At 71.9% G+C, this 14563-nt stretch carries 13 protein-coding genes; 10 read left to right on the top strand and 3 right to left on the bottom strand.

Features of this window, described 5'->3' with window-relative positions:
* Positions 1-5: 5 nt before the first annotated feature.
* The gene (locus F5972_RS02500; RefSeq protein WP_150930642.1) at positions 6-1295 is read right to left on the bottom strand and encodes a D-alanyl-D-alanine carboxypeptidase family protein; all 1290 of its coding nucleotides are present in this window, start codon (positions 1293-1295) and stop codon (positions 6-8) included.
* Between the two features lie 93 nt (positions 1296-1388).
* Here F5972_RS02500 and F5972_RS02495 point away from each other — a divergent pair, with 93 nt between their 5' ends.
* From F5972_RS02495 to F5972_RS02450, 10 genes are all read left to right on the top strand, one after another.
* The gene (locus tag F5972_RS02495) at positions 1389-1595 is read left to right on the top strand and encodes an SCO4848 family membrane protein (protein WP_150930640.1); all 207 of its coding nucleotides are present in this window, start codon (positions 1389-1391) and stop codon (positions 1593-1595) included.
* Positions 1596-1645: 50 nt separating this feature from the next.
* Positions 1646-2818, top strand: a complete 1173-nt coding sequence (locus tag F5972_RS02490; protein WP_150930638.1) for a glutamate--cysteine ligase — start codon at positions 1646-1648, stop codon at positions 2816-2818.
* Positions 2819-3062: 244 nt separating this feature from the next.
* The gene (locus tag F5972_RS02485; protein WP_404803026.1) at positions 3063-4304 is read left to right on the top strand and encodes an amidohydrolase; all 1242 of its coding nucleotides are present in this window, start codon (positions 3063-3065) and stop codon (positions 4302-4304) included.
* A gap of 12 nt (positions 4305-4316) precedes the next feature.
* Positions 4317-5711: a serine/threonine-protein kinase gene (locus F5972_RS02480; RefSeq protein WP_150930636.1), complete on the top strand. Its 1395-nt coding sequence runs from the start codon at positions 4317-4319 to the stop codon at positions 5709-5711.
* 297 nt (positions 5712-6008) lie between these two features.
* Positions 6009-7043 (top strand): BMP family lipoprotein, encoded by a 1035-nt coding sequence (locus F5972_RS02475; RefSeq protein WP_191909907.1) that lies wholly within the window; start codon positions 6009-6011, stop codon positions 7041-7043.
* Between the two features lie 103 nt (positions 7044-7146).
* Positions 7147-8682: an ABC transporter ATP-binding protein gene (locus F5972_RS02470; RefSeq protein WP_150930635.1), complete on the top strand. Its 1536-nt coding sequence runs from the start codon at positions 7147-7149 to the stop codon at positions 8680-8682.
* Complete coding sequence (locus F5972_RS02465; RefSeq protein ID WP_150930632.1) at positions 8679-9809, top strand: ABC transporter permease; 1131 nt, start codon at positions 8679-8681, stop codon at positions 9807-9809. Before F5972_RS02470 ends, F5972_RS02465 begins: the two co-directional genes overlap by 4 nt.
* A 28-nt stretch (positions 9810-9837) precedes the next feature.
* On the top strand, positions 9838-11109 hold the full coding sequence (locus tag F5972_RS02460; RefSeq protein ID WP_150930630.1) for an ABC transporter permease: 1272 nt from the start codon (positions 9838-9840) through the stop codon (positions 11107-11109).
* Entirely contained in the window at positions 11106-11495 is a 390-nt protein-coding gene (locus tag F5972_RS02455) for a cytidine deaminase (protein WP_150930627.1), read from the top strand. The genes F5972_RS02460 and F5972_RS02455 overlap by 4 nt, the downstream gene beginning before the upstream one ends.
* 11 nt (positions 11496-11506) lie before the next feature.
* Entirely contained in the window at positions 11507-12793 is a 1287-nt protein-coding gene (locus F5972_RS02450; RefSeq protein ID WP_150930625.1) for a thymidine phosphorylase, read from the top strand.
* Between the two features lie 36 nt (positions 12794-12829).
* On the opposite strand, the gene F5972_RS02445 is transcribed toward F5972_RS02450, so the two are convergent.
* Complete coding sequence (locus F5972_RS02445; protein WP_150930623.1) at positions 12830-13462, bottom strand: LysE family translocator; 633 nt, start codon at positions 13460-13462, stop codon at positions 12830-12832.
* Between the two features lie 101 nt (positions 13463-13563).
* The gene (locus F5972_RS02440) at positions 13564-14547 is read right to left on the bottom strand and encodes an ArsR/SmtB family transcription factor (RefSeq protein ID WP_150930621.1); all 984 of its coding nucleotides are present in this window, start codon (positions 14545-14547) and stop codon (positions 13564-13566) included.
* Positions 14548-14563: the final 16 nt, after the last annotated feature.

Here is a 14563-nt window from a genome sequence, read left to right as displayed (position 1 = left end):
GGGCGTCACCCGCCGGAGGGGTCCTCCCCGCGGGACCGGCGGCGCCGGGCGTACGCGCCGCCGAGGGCGAGAATCGCCACCAGGCCACCACCGGCGAACAGGGGGACGACCGGTCCCGAACCCGCGGGCTCCCTTCCCGCGACCCTGTGCGCGTCGCCGCCTGTGCCGCCCGCCGCGCCGGGCGTCTGAGTGGGCCGTACGGCCAGGGCGGACGACGAGGGCGTGGGGTCGGGCACCGGCCGGACCAGTTCGCCGATGGGGGCGACCCGGCTCCGCGCGGCGAAGCCCCAGTCGAGCAGCTTGGAGACCTCCTCCCAGAAGCCGCCGGGGTGATGCATGATCACGACGATGATCGTGTGACCGTCACGGCGGGCCGCGCCCACGAAGCTGCCGAGGGCCTTCGACGTCCAGCCGTTCTTGACGCCGAGCATGCCCTTGTAACGCCCGAGCAGCCGGTTGTGGTTGGCCATCTCGTAGTAGGCGGGCGCCGGAGACTCGCTGGGGTCGGAGTCGTCGTGATGCTTCTTCTTCTTTTTCTTGCCGTAGTCCTTCGGCGCCGGAAACTTGGCGACCTTCGTGCTGATGTACTCGCGGAAGGCGGGCATCGCCAGCCCGGCCCTGGCGATCAGGGCGAGGTCGTACGCCGAACTGCGCTGGCCCGGGGCGTCCAGGCCGTTCGGCGTCCTGGCCACTGTGTCGTACGCCTGGAGTTTGCGCGCCTGCCTGTTCATGTCGGCGAGCGTCCTGGTCAGCCCGCCGTTGGCCTCGGCGAGCGCGACCGCGGCGTCGTTGGCGGAGACCATGAGGAGCGCCCGCATCAGGTCGTCGACCTTGTAGATCGGTTCGGGGACGATCCCGACGGCGCTGCCCTCGACGTTGCAGGCCTTCTCGCTCGGCTTGATCTTGCGGTCCTTGTCGAGCCGGGGGATCAGCGTCACGGCCGTCAGCGTCTTCAGCGTGCTCGCCGGCAGGTAGTGCCCGTGCGGGTCCTTCGCCGCGAGCACCGCGCCGGTGTCCGCGTCGGCGACCAGGTAGGCGGAGGACTCGGTCTTGGGCGGCGCCTTGAAACCGGCCGGCGCGATGACGCCGTGCCCGGCCAGCCGTTCCCCGCCGACGGTGGCGGCCCCGGCGGCCGGCCCGGTCGCCCCGGCGGCGGCCGCGGTGTCGCTCGCCCGCGGGGTGGGCGGAGTCGGCTCGGCACGTGCTCCGGCGGCGGGAGAAGCGCCGAGCAGCGCCGTCGTCAGCAGCCCCGCCGCCGCCCCGGTCGCGGCGAGTGCCCGTAGGTTCGTCCCCATAGGGGGCTCAGCCTAGCCTCGACTGTTTTCGCATGAAGCGACATATGCCCCATAGACCTCGGGGCCACGCGGAGAGCCGCCGATACTGGAGACATGACGAGACGTGTCTCCGCCTTTCTCGTGGCGCTCGCCGCGTTCATGATCTTCGAGTGGATCAACCTGGGCTTCAACCTCGCCGACGGGCACAAGACGTCCTTCTACGTCGTCCACGGGGTGCTGATCGCGGTGAACATCCTCCTGGCGCTGACGCTCGCGGCCGTGGGCGTGCGGGGATGGATGAGGGGTAGGGCTGACCACTGACGACGTAGTCCGGCACGACCATGTGCACGACCAGGTGATGGAGGCAAGCGGTGACCATCGAGTTCAATCCCTCGCGGGGCGCGACGCTCGGGGTGGAGTGGGAGCTTCAGCTCGTCGACACGCACACGCGGCATCTGCGCCAGGACGCGAGGGACGTGCTCGCCGCGGTCCCCGACCTCAGTGAGGGCCAGCGGCCCAAGGCGATGCACGAGCTGATGCAGTCGCAGGTCGAGATCATCACCGACGTCTGCCACACGGTCGCGGAGGCCGTACAGGACCTGCGCAAGAGCATCGACCGGCTGACCGAGGCGGTCGAGCCGCGCGGCATGGCGCTCGCCTGCACCGGGACCCACGCGATCAGTGACTGGCGGGACGCCGTCTACGCGCCCAACCAGCGGTACGTGGAACTGGTCGAGGAGATGCAGTGGCTCGCCTGGCGCATCCAGACGTTCGGCGTCCACGTCCACGTCGGCGTGCGGGAGCGGGACAAGGTCATCCCGATCGTCAACGCCCTCGCGGCGTACCTGCCGCACTTCCTCGCGCTCACCTCCTCCAGCCCCTACTGGGGCGGGCAGGACACCGGGCTGGCGTCGAGCCGGGCCATCGTCTTCGGCTCGCTGCCCACCGCCGGGCCGCCGCACCTGCTGGCCGACTGGGCCGAGTTCGAGGAGTACATGGACACGCTGATCAAGGCGGGCACGATCCGCAGCATCAAGGAGGTGTGGTGGGACATCCGGCCGCACCCCGACTTCGGCACGATCGAGATCAGGATGTTCGACGGCATCCCCACGCCGCGCGAGGTCGGCATGGTCGCCGCGCTGTCCCAGTGCCTCGTGCAGCAGTTCGACCAGCAGATCGACCGGGGCTACACGCTGCCGCATCCGGCGCCGTGGGTGGTTCGCGACAACAAGTGGCGCGCGACGCGATATGGTCTCGACGCGGACGTGATCACCGACGACCATGGCTCCACGGCGCCGATGCGCGACGTATTGTATGAACTTCAGCGCGAACTCGAACCGGTCGCAGAGCGGCTCGGCTGTGCCGAGGAACTGGCGGTCGTGACCGACGTGCTGGAGCAGGGAAGCTCCTCCGAGCGCCAGCGGGCGATCCTCGCCGACGGCGGGAGCCTCCAGGACGTGGTCGATGCCACGATCATCGAGCTCGCCGAGGACAGGTTCGTGACGTCGAACCCCAACCGCGACGCCGGACAATCGGGCTCCTGAGGGGGTACGTCTGATATGTCCGGGAAACTGCGCCGCAACTCTGACAATCGGCGATGACCGGTGTAAATACTGGGTAACCCGCCGTATCAAGGGCTCGCGGCATGGGAGGATTGTGAATGAAGGGTCGGTGGAGGCGAGGCACGCCCGCTCGGCCCTTCTGGGCTTTTTCATGACTTCTTTCAGTGATCATATGGACGATCCGATGACCCGTGGCCGGGACGGCTCACCGGAGAAGGGAAGACCCGTGGCCACCTCATCGAAGCTCGCTACGCCGGACGCGGCCGTGCCGGGAAGCACCGACCTGGCCGCGCAACTGGCGGACTTCCTTCGCGAGCACAACGATGAGCTGATCGAGTTCCGGCGCGACCTGCACGCGCATCCGGAGATCGCCTTCAGCGAGCATCGCACGACGGAGAAGATCGCCGAGCGCATGACCGACGCCGGTCTCACGCCACACCCGCTGTCCCGCGGGACCGGCCTGTGGGTGGACCTCGGCCGGGGCGAGGGGCCGACGGTCGCCCTGCGCGCCGACATCGACGCGCTGCCGATGGAAGACGAGAAGGACGTCCCCTATCGCTCCACGAACCCGAACGCCTGCCACGCCTGCGGCCACGACGTGCACACGGCCATGGTCATCGGCGCGGGGCTGTTCCTCGCGTCGCAGGCCGACGCGGGCGCGCTGCCCGGCCGGGTGCGGCTGATCTTCCAGCCCGCCGAGGAGGTGGCGAGCGGCGCCCTGGAGGTCATGCGCGACGGCGGCCTGAACGACGTCGACCGCATCTTCGCGCTGCACTGCGACCCGCGCCTCGACGCAGGGCACGTCGGCCTGCGCACCGGCCCGATCACCGGGTCGTGCGACAGCCTGCGCATCCGGGTGGCCGGCCCCGGCGGGCACACCGCCCGGCCCCACCTGACCGTGGACCTCGTCTACGCGCTCAGCAAGATCGTCACCGAACTCCCGGCCGCGCTGTCGCGGCGCGTGGACCCCCGGTCCAGCCTCAGCCTCGTGTGGGGCCAGATCTCGGCCGGCTCGGTGGCCAACGCGATCCCGGACGTCGGGACGGCCCAGGGCACGATCAGGTCGCTGGACGAGGAGGCCTGGCACCAGGCCCCCGACCTCGTCAAGGCCCTCCTCGACTCGGTCGCCTGCGCGTACGGCGTGGACGCCGAGATCGACTACCGGCGCGGCACGCCGCCCACGGTGAACGAGGCCACCAGCATCCAGATGCTGCACGACGCGGTCACCCAGATCATCGGCGAGGGCAGGGCCGTGCCCACCCCGCAGAGCCTCGGCGGCGAGGACTTCTCCTGGTACCTCGAATCGGTGCCCGGCGCGCTCGCCCGCCTGGGCACCCGGCCGCCGGGGGCCGTGGACGAGGTCGACCTCCACCGGCCGCAGTTCGACGTGGACGAGCGCGCCATCGGCGTCGGCGTCAAGGTGCTCGCCGCGACCGCGCTCACCGCCCTGTGGGGCGGCAACCGCTGAGGCGTGGGCCTCATGCCCGGCGTCTCCCCCCTGCGTCCCGAGGATCCCCGGCGTCTCGGGACCTACCGCCTCGACGGCCGCCTGGGCGTCGGCGGCCAGGGGATCGTCTTCCTCGGCGTGGGCGCGCCGGGCGGGCCGGTGGCCGTCAAGCTCCTGCGCGCCCGGCTCGACGACACGTCCGCCCGGCGCGGCTTCGCCCGCGAGATCGAGGCGGTGCGCCGGGTCGCGCCCTTCTGCACCGCCCAGGTCCTCGACGCCGACCTCGACGGCGACCGCCCGTACATCGTGAGCGAGTACGTCGACGGACCCTCACTGCGCGACCATGTGGCGGCCGCCGGCCCGCGGACCGGCGGCGACCTCGACCGGGTGGCCGTGGGGACGGCCACCGCGCTGGCCGCGATCCACCGGGCGGGGGTCGTCCACCGCGACTTCAAGCCGGGCAACGTGCTCCTCGGCTCGGACGGGCTGCGGGTCGTCGACTTCGGCGTCTCCCGGCTCGCCGACGCCACCGTGACGACCGGGAACCCGATGGGCACGCCGGCCTACATCGCGCCCGAGCAGCTGGAAGGACGGCCGGCCGGGCCGGCGGCGGACGTGTTCTGCTGGGCGCTCACGCTCGTCTACGCGGCGAGCGGACGGCATGCCCACACCGGGGACACGCACATGGCCGTCATGGCCAACATCCTGTACGGCACCCCGGACCTCGGGCCGCTCACCGGCACGCTGCGCGATCTCGTCGTCGCGTGCCTGGCCCCGGACCCCGCCGACCGGCCGGACGCCGGGCAGGTGCTGAGCGCCCTGCTCGACCGCGCGCGGGCCGGGACCGCGCCGGCCGCCCTCGGGCACGCCGCCCCGGACGGGACCGGAAGCGAGCGGAGCGGCGTCCACGAGACGGGGATCGACGAGACGCGCATCGATGAGACGGGGACCGAGCGGCCCGGGCACGACGCGACCGATCGCGCCGGAGGCCGCGACGGCAGGCGGGTGAGGGTCGTCGCGGCGGTGGCCGCCGGGCTCGCCATGGCCGCCGTCGTCGCGGTCATGGCCGTCCTCGCCGCGCCGGGCGTCCTCCGAGCGCCGGCCGGCCGGGACACCGGCCGCCTCGGCGGGACGTGGACGGGCGCGGCGCGGTTTCCCTCGGCCGGACGCGTCTTCCCCGTCGAGATCCGCCTGGCCGAACCGGCGCGGATGCGGTGGGGCGCCGACCTGCACTGCTCCGGTCGCCTGACCCGCTCGGGCGGGACGGACGACGCGCCGGTGCTGACTCTCGGCCAGGTGCGCGGCGACGCCTGCTATCCGGGCAGGGTCTCGATCACCCCGCAGGGGGACCGCACGGCTGCCTTCGAGGTGACTCGTGCGGGGGAGGGCGGCATCCGGTACTCCGGATCTCTCACCCGCACGGAGTGACTCCCGGCCGGGCCCGAGGAGCGCCGGTGCGCCGCGCAGGCCGCTCACCAGCGTGATCGTCCGGCCTGCATGACCGAGTTTTCCCAGGCTGTCCCAGGGTCACAGCCCGGACTGGGCTCAATAACGGACATGTTGCGGAGTGGTATGCGGGTTTGGTCTATGCAGGTCAAACAACTATCTTCCGTGCAGGGTTGCCGTGCGTTCCTGCGTGCGTGCGACGAGAGTTGGACGGCGGGGAACGGAAGGGGAGTCAACACCTTGCTCCGCAATCGAGTTAGCAAACTGGCCGCCACCACCATGGGCGGCGTCTTGCTCATGGCCGCCGCCGCGTGTGGGGGCGGTGGCGACGACACCACGACCGGAGCCACGGCCGGCGCGTCATCCGCCCCGGCCGAGGCCGGCGGCGGCGCGAAGGTGGGTCTGGCGTACGACATCGGCGGCCGCGGCGACGGGTCGTTCAACGACGCCGCCGCCAAGGGCCTCGACCAGGCCGTGTCGGAGCTGAAGGTCGAGAAGAAGGAACTGGAGGCGACGGCGGGCGAGACCGACGCCCAGAAGGAGGAGCGGCTGCGCCTGCTCGCCAACGGCGGGTACAACCCGGTCATCGCGGTCGGCTTCGCCTACTCGGGCTCGGTGGCGAAGGTCGCCAAGGAGTTCCCCGACGTCAAGTTCGCCATCGTCGACGACGACGCCGCGAAGGGCGACAACATCAGCAACCTGATGTTCGCCGAGGAGCAGGGGTCGTTCCTCGTCGGCGCCGCGGCGGCGCTCAAGTCGGAGAAGGGCAACATCGGCTTCGTGGGCGGCGTCGACGTGCCGCTGATCCACAAGTTCGAGGCGGGCTTCGAGGCCGGCGCGAAGGCCGTCAAGCCGGACATCAAGATCCAGAGTAAGTACCTCACCCAGCCCCCGGACTTCGGCGGCTTCGGTGACCCGGCCAAGGGCAAGACCGCCGCGCAGGGCATGTACGACGCCGGCGCCGACGTGGTCTACCAGGCGGCCGGCGGCTCCGGCGCGGGCGTCTTCGAGGCGGCCAAGGCCGCGAAGGCGTCGGCGATCGGCGTCGACTCCGACCAGGCGGCCCTCCCGGCGTACGCCGACTTCAAGGACGTGATCATCACCTCGATGATCAAGAAGGTCGACGTGGCGGTCTTCGACTTCCTGAAGAACTTCACCACCGGCACGGTCAAGCCCGGTCCGACCGTCTACGACCTCAAGGCCGGCGGCGTCGACTACTCCACCACCGGTGGCAAGATCGACGACATCAAGCCGAAGATCGACGAGTACAAGCAGAAGATCATCGGCGGCGAGATCTCGGTCCCGACGTCCTGACCTGCGCGTTCAAGGGGCCCGGTGGCACCCCGCCCCGGGCCCTTTTGTTCTACTCTGACTACCACTTGACCGTCATCGGGCACTCCGCGAGGAGGAGGCCGCCATTACCGTCGCCACCGCTACGGCGCCCGCAGTAGAGCTCGCCGGGATCACCAAGAGGTTCCCGGGAGTCGTCGCCAACAGCGACATCCACCTCCGCGTCGCCCGAGGGCACATCCACGCCATCGTCGGCGAGAACGGCGCGGGCAAGTCCACGCTCATGAAGATCCTCTACGGGATGCAGCGTCCCGACGAGGGGGAGATCCGCGTCGACGGGTCGCCGGTGAGCTTCCACACCCCCGCCGACGCCATCTCCGCCGGCATCGGGATGGTCCACCAGCACTTCATGCTGGCCGACAACCTGACCGTGCTGGAGAACGTGGTGCTCGGCAGCGAGCCCCGCCGGGGCGGCCTCGCCCTCGACTTCGCCGCCGCGCGCAGGAAGATCAAGGAGATCTCCGACGCGTACGGCCTGGGCGTGCGGCCCGACGTGCCGGTGGAGGAGCTGGGGGTCGGCGACCGCCAGCGGGTGGAGATCCTCAAGGTGCTCTACCGGGGCGCCCGCATCCTGATCCTGGACGAGCCGACCGCCGTGCTCGTGCCGCACGAGGTGGACGAGCTGTTCGACAACCTGCGCGGCCTGGTCCGCGAGGGGCTGACGATCCTGTTCATCTCCCACAAGCTGGACGAGGTGCTGCGGGTCGCCGACGCCATCACCGTCATCCGGCGCGGCACCACCGTCGCGACCGTGGACCCGGAGGGCGTGACCTCCCGCAAGCTGGCCGAGCTGATGGTCGGCAGCGAGCTGCCCAGCCCGGAGACCCGCGAGTCGACCGTCACCGACGTCGTCGCCCTGTCCGTACGCGACCTGACCGTGCGCACCGGCGACGGGCGGCCGACGGTCGAGAACGTGAGCTTCGACATCCGCAAGGGCGAGGTGCTCGGCATCGCGGGTGTCGAGGGCAACGGCCAGGCGGAGCTGGTCGAGGCGATCATGGGCATGCGCCCCTGCGAGGTGACCACGCTCACCCTCGGCGACGCCGACATCTCCCACTGGTCGACGCTCAAACGGCGGGCGGGCGGGATCGGCTACATCCCCGAGGACCGCCACCGGCACGGCCTGCTGCTGGAGTCCCCACTGTGGGAGAACCGCATCCTCGGTCACCAGACCCGCAGACCCAACGTCAGGGGCCCGTGGATCGACCGCGCGGGCGCGCGGGCCGACACCCAGCGGATCGTCGAGGACTACGACGTCCGCACCCCGGGAATCGACGTGGACGCCGCCGCGCTGTCCGGCGGCAACCAGCAGAAGCTGATCGTCGGCCGCGAGATGAGCGGCGACCCCGTGCTGCTCATCGCCAGCCATCCCACGCGTGGCGTCGACATCGGCGCGCAGGCGGCGATCTGGGACCATCTGCGCACCGCGCGCGCCGCCGGGCTGGCCGTGCTGCTGATCTCCGCGGACCTCGACGAGCTGATCGGGCTGTCCGACACGCTCAAGGTGATCCTGCGCGGGAGAATCGTCGCCGACGTCGATCCCGCGAACGTGACGCCCGAGCAACTGGGCTCGGCGATGACCGGCGCCGGGGAGGGCGTATGAGCGGCTTCCTCGACCGGGTGCTCGGCCGGGTCCGGCTGGGCGGCTGGCTCGCCGTGGCCGCGCCGATCCTCGCGGTCGTCTTCGCGGTGCTGATCACGTCGGTGGTCCTGCTCATCGCAGGCAAGGAGCCGGTGGAGGCGTTCACCACGCTCGCCGGCTACGGCACCCAGCCGCGGTCGATGGTCATGATCCTCAACACCGGGGTCATGTACTACATCTCCGCGCTCGCGGTGGCCGTCGGCTTCCGGATGAACCTCTTCAACATCGGCGTGGACGGCCAGTACCGCCTCGCGGCCGTGATCGCCGCCGGGCTCGGCGGCGCCGCCGTGGTCCCCGGCGTGCTGAACATCGTCCTCGTGGTCGTCGCCGCGGTGGTCGTCGGGGCGCTGTGGGCCGCCATCGCCGGCCTGCTCCGGGTCTACCGGGGCGTGAGCGAGGTCATCTCGACCATCATGCTGAACGCGATCGCCACCGGCCTCGGGTCGTGGCTGGTCAGCGAGCACTTCGGCGTGCTGACCGGCAACGACCTCGGCACCCGGCCCATCCCCGACGACGCGCACATGCCGGGCATCCCGCTCATCGCGGGAACGCCGGTGCTGGTCAACGGGTTCATCGTGGTCGCGGTCCTGCTCGGCGTCGCGTACTGGGTCGTGCTCACCCGCACCCGGTTCGGCTTCGAACTGCGGGCGACCGGCAAGTCCGAGTCGGCGGCGGTGGCCAGCGGCGTCAGCGTGAAGAAGATGATCGTCGCCACGATGGTCATGTCGGGGGCGGTCGCCGGGCTGATCGGCATGCCGGAGCTGCTCGGCGCCTCCTACAAGTACAGCAACAACTTCCCGGCCGGTCTCGGCTTCACCGGCATCGCGATCGCCCTGCTCGGCCGCAACAGCCCGGTCGGCATGGCGGTCGGCGCGCTGCTGTGGAGCTTCCTGGACAACTCGTCGAACCAGCTCCAGCTGCTCGACATCTCCAAGGAGATCGTCCAGATCATGCAGGGCGTCGTCGTGCTCTCGGTGATCATCGCGTACGAGCTGGTCCACCGGTACCGGATCGTGGCGGAGCAGCGCCGGGTGAGCCGCCAGCTCGCCGCCCCGGCGGAGCCGCCGAAGGCGGAGGCGGCGGTATGAGCGCGGCGGACGAGATCGAGGAGACGGCATGACGGCGACGGACCTTCCGGTTGAGCGTCCGGTCGAGACGCCTCCGGCGCGGCGCTTCCGGCTGTCGGCGCCGATGCTCCTGCTCGGGCTGGCCGGGCTGGTGGTACTGCTGTCGGTCGCGCGCCTGGTGACCGGCGCGAACGACATCACGTCGGCGGGCACGGTCAGCGCCGCGCTCGGCCTCGCCGTGCCGATCGGCCTCGCCGGGCTCGGCGGCCTGTGGTCGGAGCGGGCCGGGGTGGTCAACATCGGCCTCGAAGGCATGATGGTGCTCGGCACGTGGTTCGGCGCCTGGGGCGCGCTCCAGTTCCACAGCCCGTGGGCGGGCGTGCTCGCCGGCGCGATCGGCGGGGCGCTGGGCGCCGCGATCCACGCGGTCGCGACGGTGACCTTCGGCGTCGACCACATCATCTCCGGCGTGGCGATCAACATCGTCGGCGTCGGCTTCACGCAGTACCTGTCCCAGCTCGTCTTCAACGGCATGCCGGGCGGCGGCACGAAGAACTCCCCGCCGCTGCCGAAGCTGGGCACGGTGAGCCTGGGCTTCCTCGACGACCCGCTGCGGACCGTCGAGGCCACGCACTGGTTCGTGTTGTCCGACTTCGCGGGCCTGTTGCGGGGCATCACCCAGGGCGTGTCCTGGTTCACGATCCTGGCGATCCTGCTGGTGCCGCTGTCGTTCTACGTTCTGTGGCGCACGCCCTTCGGGCTGCGCCTGCGGGCGTGCGGCGAGCGGCCGGTCGCGGCCGAGTCGCTGGGCGTGAACGTCTACCTCTACAAATGGGCCGCGGTGCTCGTCTCCGGCCTGCTCGCCGGGCTCGGCGGCGCGTTCCTGTCGCTGGTGGCCGCCGGCATCTACCGGGACGGCCAGACGGGCGGGCGCGGCTACATCGGCCTCGCCGCCATGATCTTCGGCAACTGGCGGCCGGGCGGGCTCGCCGGGGGCGCCGCGCTGTTCGGCTACACCGACGCGCTCCAGCTCCGCCAGGGCGGCATCTCGGTGCACGCGCTGCTGCTGGTCGTCGCGCTGCTGCTCGCCGCCGTGGCGGTCTACCAGCTCGTACGGCAGCGGCGGGGGGTCGCGGCGCTCGTCACCGGGATCGTGGCGATCGCGGTGTTCGCGGTCTTCGCCCTGACGGACACCGTTCCGGAGCAGTTCACCTCGTTCACCCCCCACCTGACCACACTGCTGGTGTTGTCGCTGGCCTCGCAGCGGCTGCGCATGCCGGCGGCCGACGGCGTCCCGTATCGGAGGGGGCAGGCGAAATGACCATCGACTGGGAGGCGCTGCGCGAGGCGGCCCGCGAGGCCATGACCCACGCGTACGCGCCGTACTCGAAGTTTCCGGTGGGGGCGGCGGCGCTGGCCGACGACGGCCGCGTCGTCACCGGCTGCAACGTGGAGAACGCGTCGTACGGCGTCGGGCTGTGCGCCGAGTGCGGGCTCGTCTCGGCGCTGCACGCGAGCGGCGGCGGGCGGCTGGTGGCCTTCACCTGCGTGGACGGCCACGGCGAGCTGCTGATGCCGTGCGGGCGCTGCCGCCAGCTGCTGTTCGAGCACGGCGGAGCCGATCTGCTGGTGGAGACGCCCGACGGCCCGATGCGGATGGCGGACTTCCTGCCGTTCGCCTTCGGGCCCGATGATCTGTCGCGATAGAGGGGGAAAGCGTGGGGTTCGACGCGATCGAGGTCATCACCGTCAAGCGTGACCGGGGCGAGCTGTCGGCCGCCCAGATCGACTGGGTGATCGACGCGTACACGCGGGGCGAGGTGGCCGACGAGCAGATGTCGGCGCTGCTGATGGCGATCCTGCTGAACGGCATGAACCGCCGGGAGATCGCGGACTGGACCCAGGCCATGATCAGGTCGGGGGAGCGGATGGACTGGTCCGCCCTCGACCGGCCCACGGCCGACAAGCACTCCACCGGCGGGGTCGGTGACAAGATCACCCTGCCGCTGGCCCCGCTGGTCGCCGCGTGCGGGGCGTACGTGCCGCAGCTGTCCGGGCGGGGCCTCGGGCACACCGGCGGCACGCTGGACAAACTGGAGTCGATCCCCGGCTGGCGGGCGTCGCTGTCGAACGACGAGATGCTCGCCGTGATCCGCTCGGCCGGGGCGGTCGTCTGCGCGGCGGGCGCGGGCCTCGCGCCCGCCGACAAGAAGCTCTACGCGCTGCGCGACGTCACCGGCACGGTGGAGTCGATCCCGCTGATCGCCTCCTCGATCATGTCCAAGAAGATCGCCGAGGGTACGGGGTCGCTCGTGCTCGACGTGAAGGCCGGCTCGGGCGCGTTCATGAAGAACGTGGACGACGCCCGTGAGCTGGCCCGGACGATGGTCGAGCTCGGCACCGACGCCGGGGTGCGCACGGTCGCCCTGCTGACCGCGATGGACCGGCCGCTCGGCCTGAAGGTGGGCAACGCGCTGGAGGTCGAGGAGTCCGTCGAGGTGCTCGCCGGCGGCGGCCCCGCCGACGTGGTCGAGCTCACCGTACGGCTGGCCCGGGAGATGCTGGAGGCCGCGGCCGTGCCGGGCGCCCGGGACCCCGAGCAGGCGCTCAAGGACGGCTCGGCGATGGACGCCTGGCGGCGCATGATCGGCGCGCAGGGCGGCGACCCGGACGCGCCGCTGCCGAAGGCCGCGGAGTCGGCCGTGGTGACCGCTCCCGCGTCGGGCACGCTGGTCACGCTCGACGCGCTCAAGGTCGGCGTGGCGGCCTGGCGGCTCGGCGCCGGACGCGCCCGCAAGGAGGACCCGGTGTCGGCGGGCGCGGGCGTCGTCCTGCACGCCAAGCCCGGCGACGAGGTCCGGGCGGGCGCCCCGCTGATGACCCTGTACGCCGACGAGGCCGGCCGGTTCGACCGGGCGCTCCAGGCGCTTGAGGGGGCGTACGAGATCGGTGACCAGGACGGCGCCGACCTCCTCCCGCTGGTGATCGACCGCCTGACAGCCTGACCTCCCGCGCGCTCCGGCCCGGCTCAGCGGGGGAGATCAGCGGGGGAGGAGCAGCGCGCCCATGCCGACGAACAGTCCGCCGGTGAGCAGGTCGAGCCTCTTCCCGAGCCGCCGGTAGCCCCTGGTGATCCACGGGCTGCCGGCCAGGAAGGCGACGGCGGCGAACCAGGCGAAGGCGATGGCCAGCATCGAGCCGAGCGTGACCGCCCGCATGGCGAGGTTCGCGTGGTGCGGGAGCAGGCTGGCGAACAGGGCGCCGAAGAAGACCAGGGCCTTGGGGTTGGCGAGGTTGGTCAGGAGCCCGGCCCGCCACTCGCGCAGCCTGCCCGGACGCTGCGCGGCGACGGCCGGTGGCTCGTCACCGTCGGCCCGGGACGACCGTTTGCGGGTGGCGCGGATGGTCGCGACGCCGAGTGCGACGAGGAACAGGGCCCCGGCGACGCGGGCGGCGGTGTAGAGCCACTCGAACCGCTGGACGAGCACGGTGACGCCGAACAGACCGGCGACCGCCCACACCCCGATGCCGGTGACGACGCCCGCGGCCGTGCGCACGCCGCTGCGCCGCGACCCGCCGGCCGCGTGCCTGAGCACGATGAGGAAGTCGGGGCCGGGAGCGACGACGACCAGGATCCAGACGCCGAGCAGGGGGAGTATCGGCAACCACGACATGGGCGGGGCTCCTTCCTGACCGGCCCGGCCGGTCACGGGCGAGGCGCTGACGACCGCGCTGTCCGCCGCTTCACGTGTTCAACATACGAAGATCTCCCACTTTACCGATCCTCGCCGGCCTCGGGATCGAGGCCGGCGAGGGCGTCGCCGAGGGGCGTGCGGTAGTAGAGGACGGACCGCCCGGCGCGGCGGCGCCGTACGAGACCGGCGTCGAGCAGCACCTTGAGGTGGCGGCCGACGGACCCGAGCGGCTGACCGGTGAGCGCCACGAGGTGGGTCGTGCTCTTCGGCGCGGCGAGCAGGGTCAGCACCCGGGCGCGGGCCGGGCCCAGCAGCCGCCCCAGCGCCTCGGGCACCGGCGCGCGGGCGGGATCGGCCAGGGTGCCCGTGCAGGGGTAGATCAGGGCGTAGCGCAGGCCCGCCGTCCAGCTCGCCCACGCCTGCCGGGTAGTGACGGGGACGAACATGAGCCTGGCCCCGCCGATCCGCCGGGGCGGGTAGTCGAAGGTGTTGATCTGCAACCGGTCGCCGCCGAGCCAGCGCATCCCCGGGCGCATGTCGTCGAGCGCGGCGGCCCAGCCGCCCTGGCTGAGCTGCCCCACGCGGGCGACGATGTCGGCCTCCATGATCCGTCGCCGGCGCGGCCAACTGGGCAGCACGGTCCGCGTCCACACCCACTCCAGCAGGTCCGCCGCGCGTTCGGCCAGGTCCGTACGCCGCAACGGCGCGGGCAGCGGGCCGCGCAGCGCCACCTCCACGTCGGCCTGCGCGACGCCGGGCGGGGTCTCCCGGACCCGGGCCAGCTCCTCCTCGAAGACCGCCTCCCCCTCGCCGGCCGGTGCGGGCGTGAGGAAGTCGGCGGTCCAGTTGCGTCCGCGGGCGGCCTTCAGGAGCAGGGCGGTGATCGGGTCGCCGGCCAGGCGGGCGCGGTAGGCGGGCAGATGCGCGTCGAGCCAGGCCCGCTCGGCCGGATGCGCCGCCGACGCCTTCTCCAGCGTGTAGAGGCAGGCGGTGGCCTCGGCCAGGGGAGAGACGACGAATCGGCTCTCCGCGAGAGTGTCGGAATCGACCAGCCACCAGCCCACGTTTCGCCTCCCGGCG

The sequence above is a fragment of the Microbispora cellulosiformans genome (genome assembly GCF_008728085.1).
In the GTDB taxonomy this organism is placed as follows: Bacteria; Actinomycetota; Actinomycetes; order Streptosporangiales; family Streptosporangiaceae; genus Microbispora; species Microbispora amethystogenes.
Note: the sequence above shows the minus strand (reverse complement) of the source record. Positions and strands in the feature narration are given on the sequence as shown.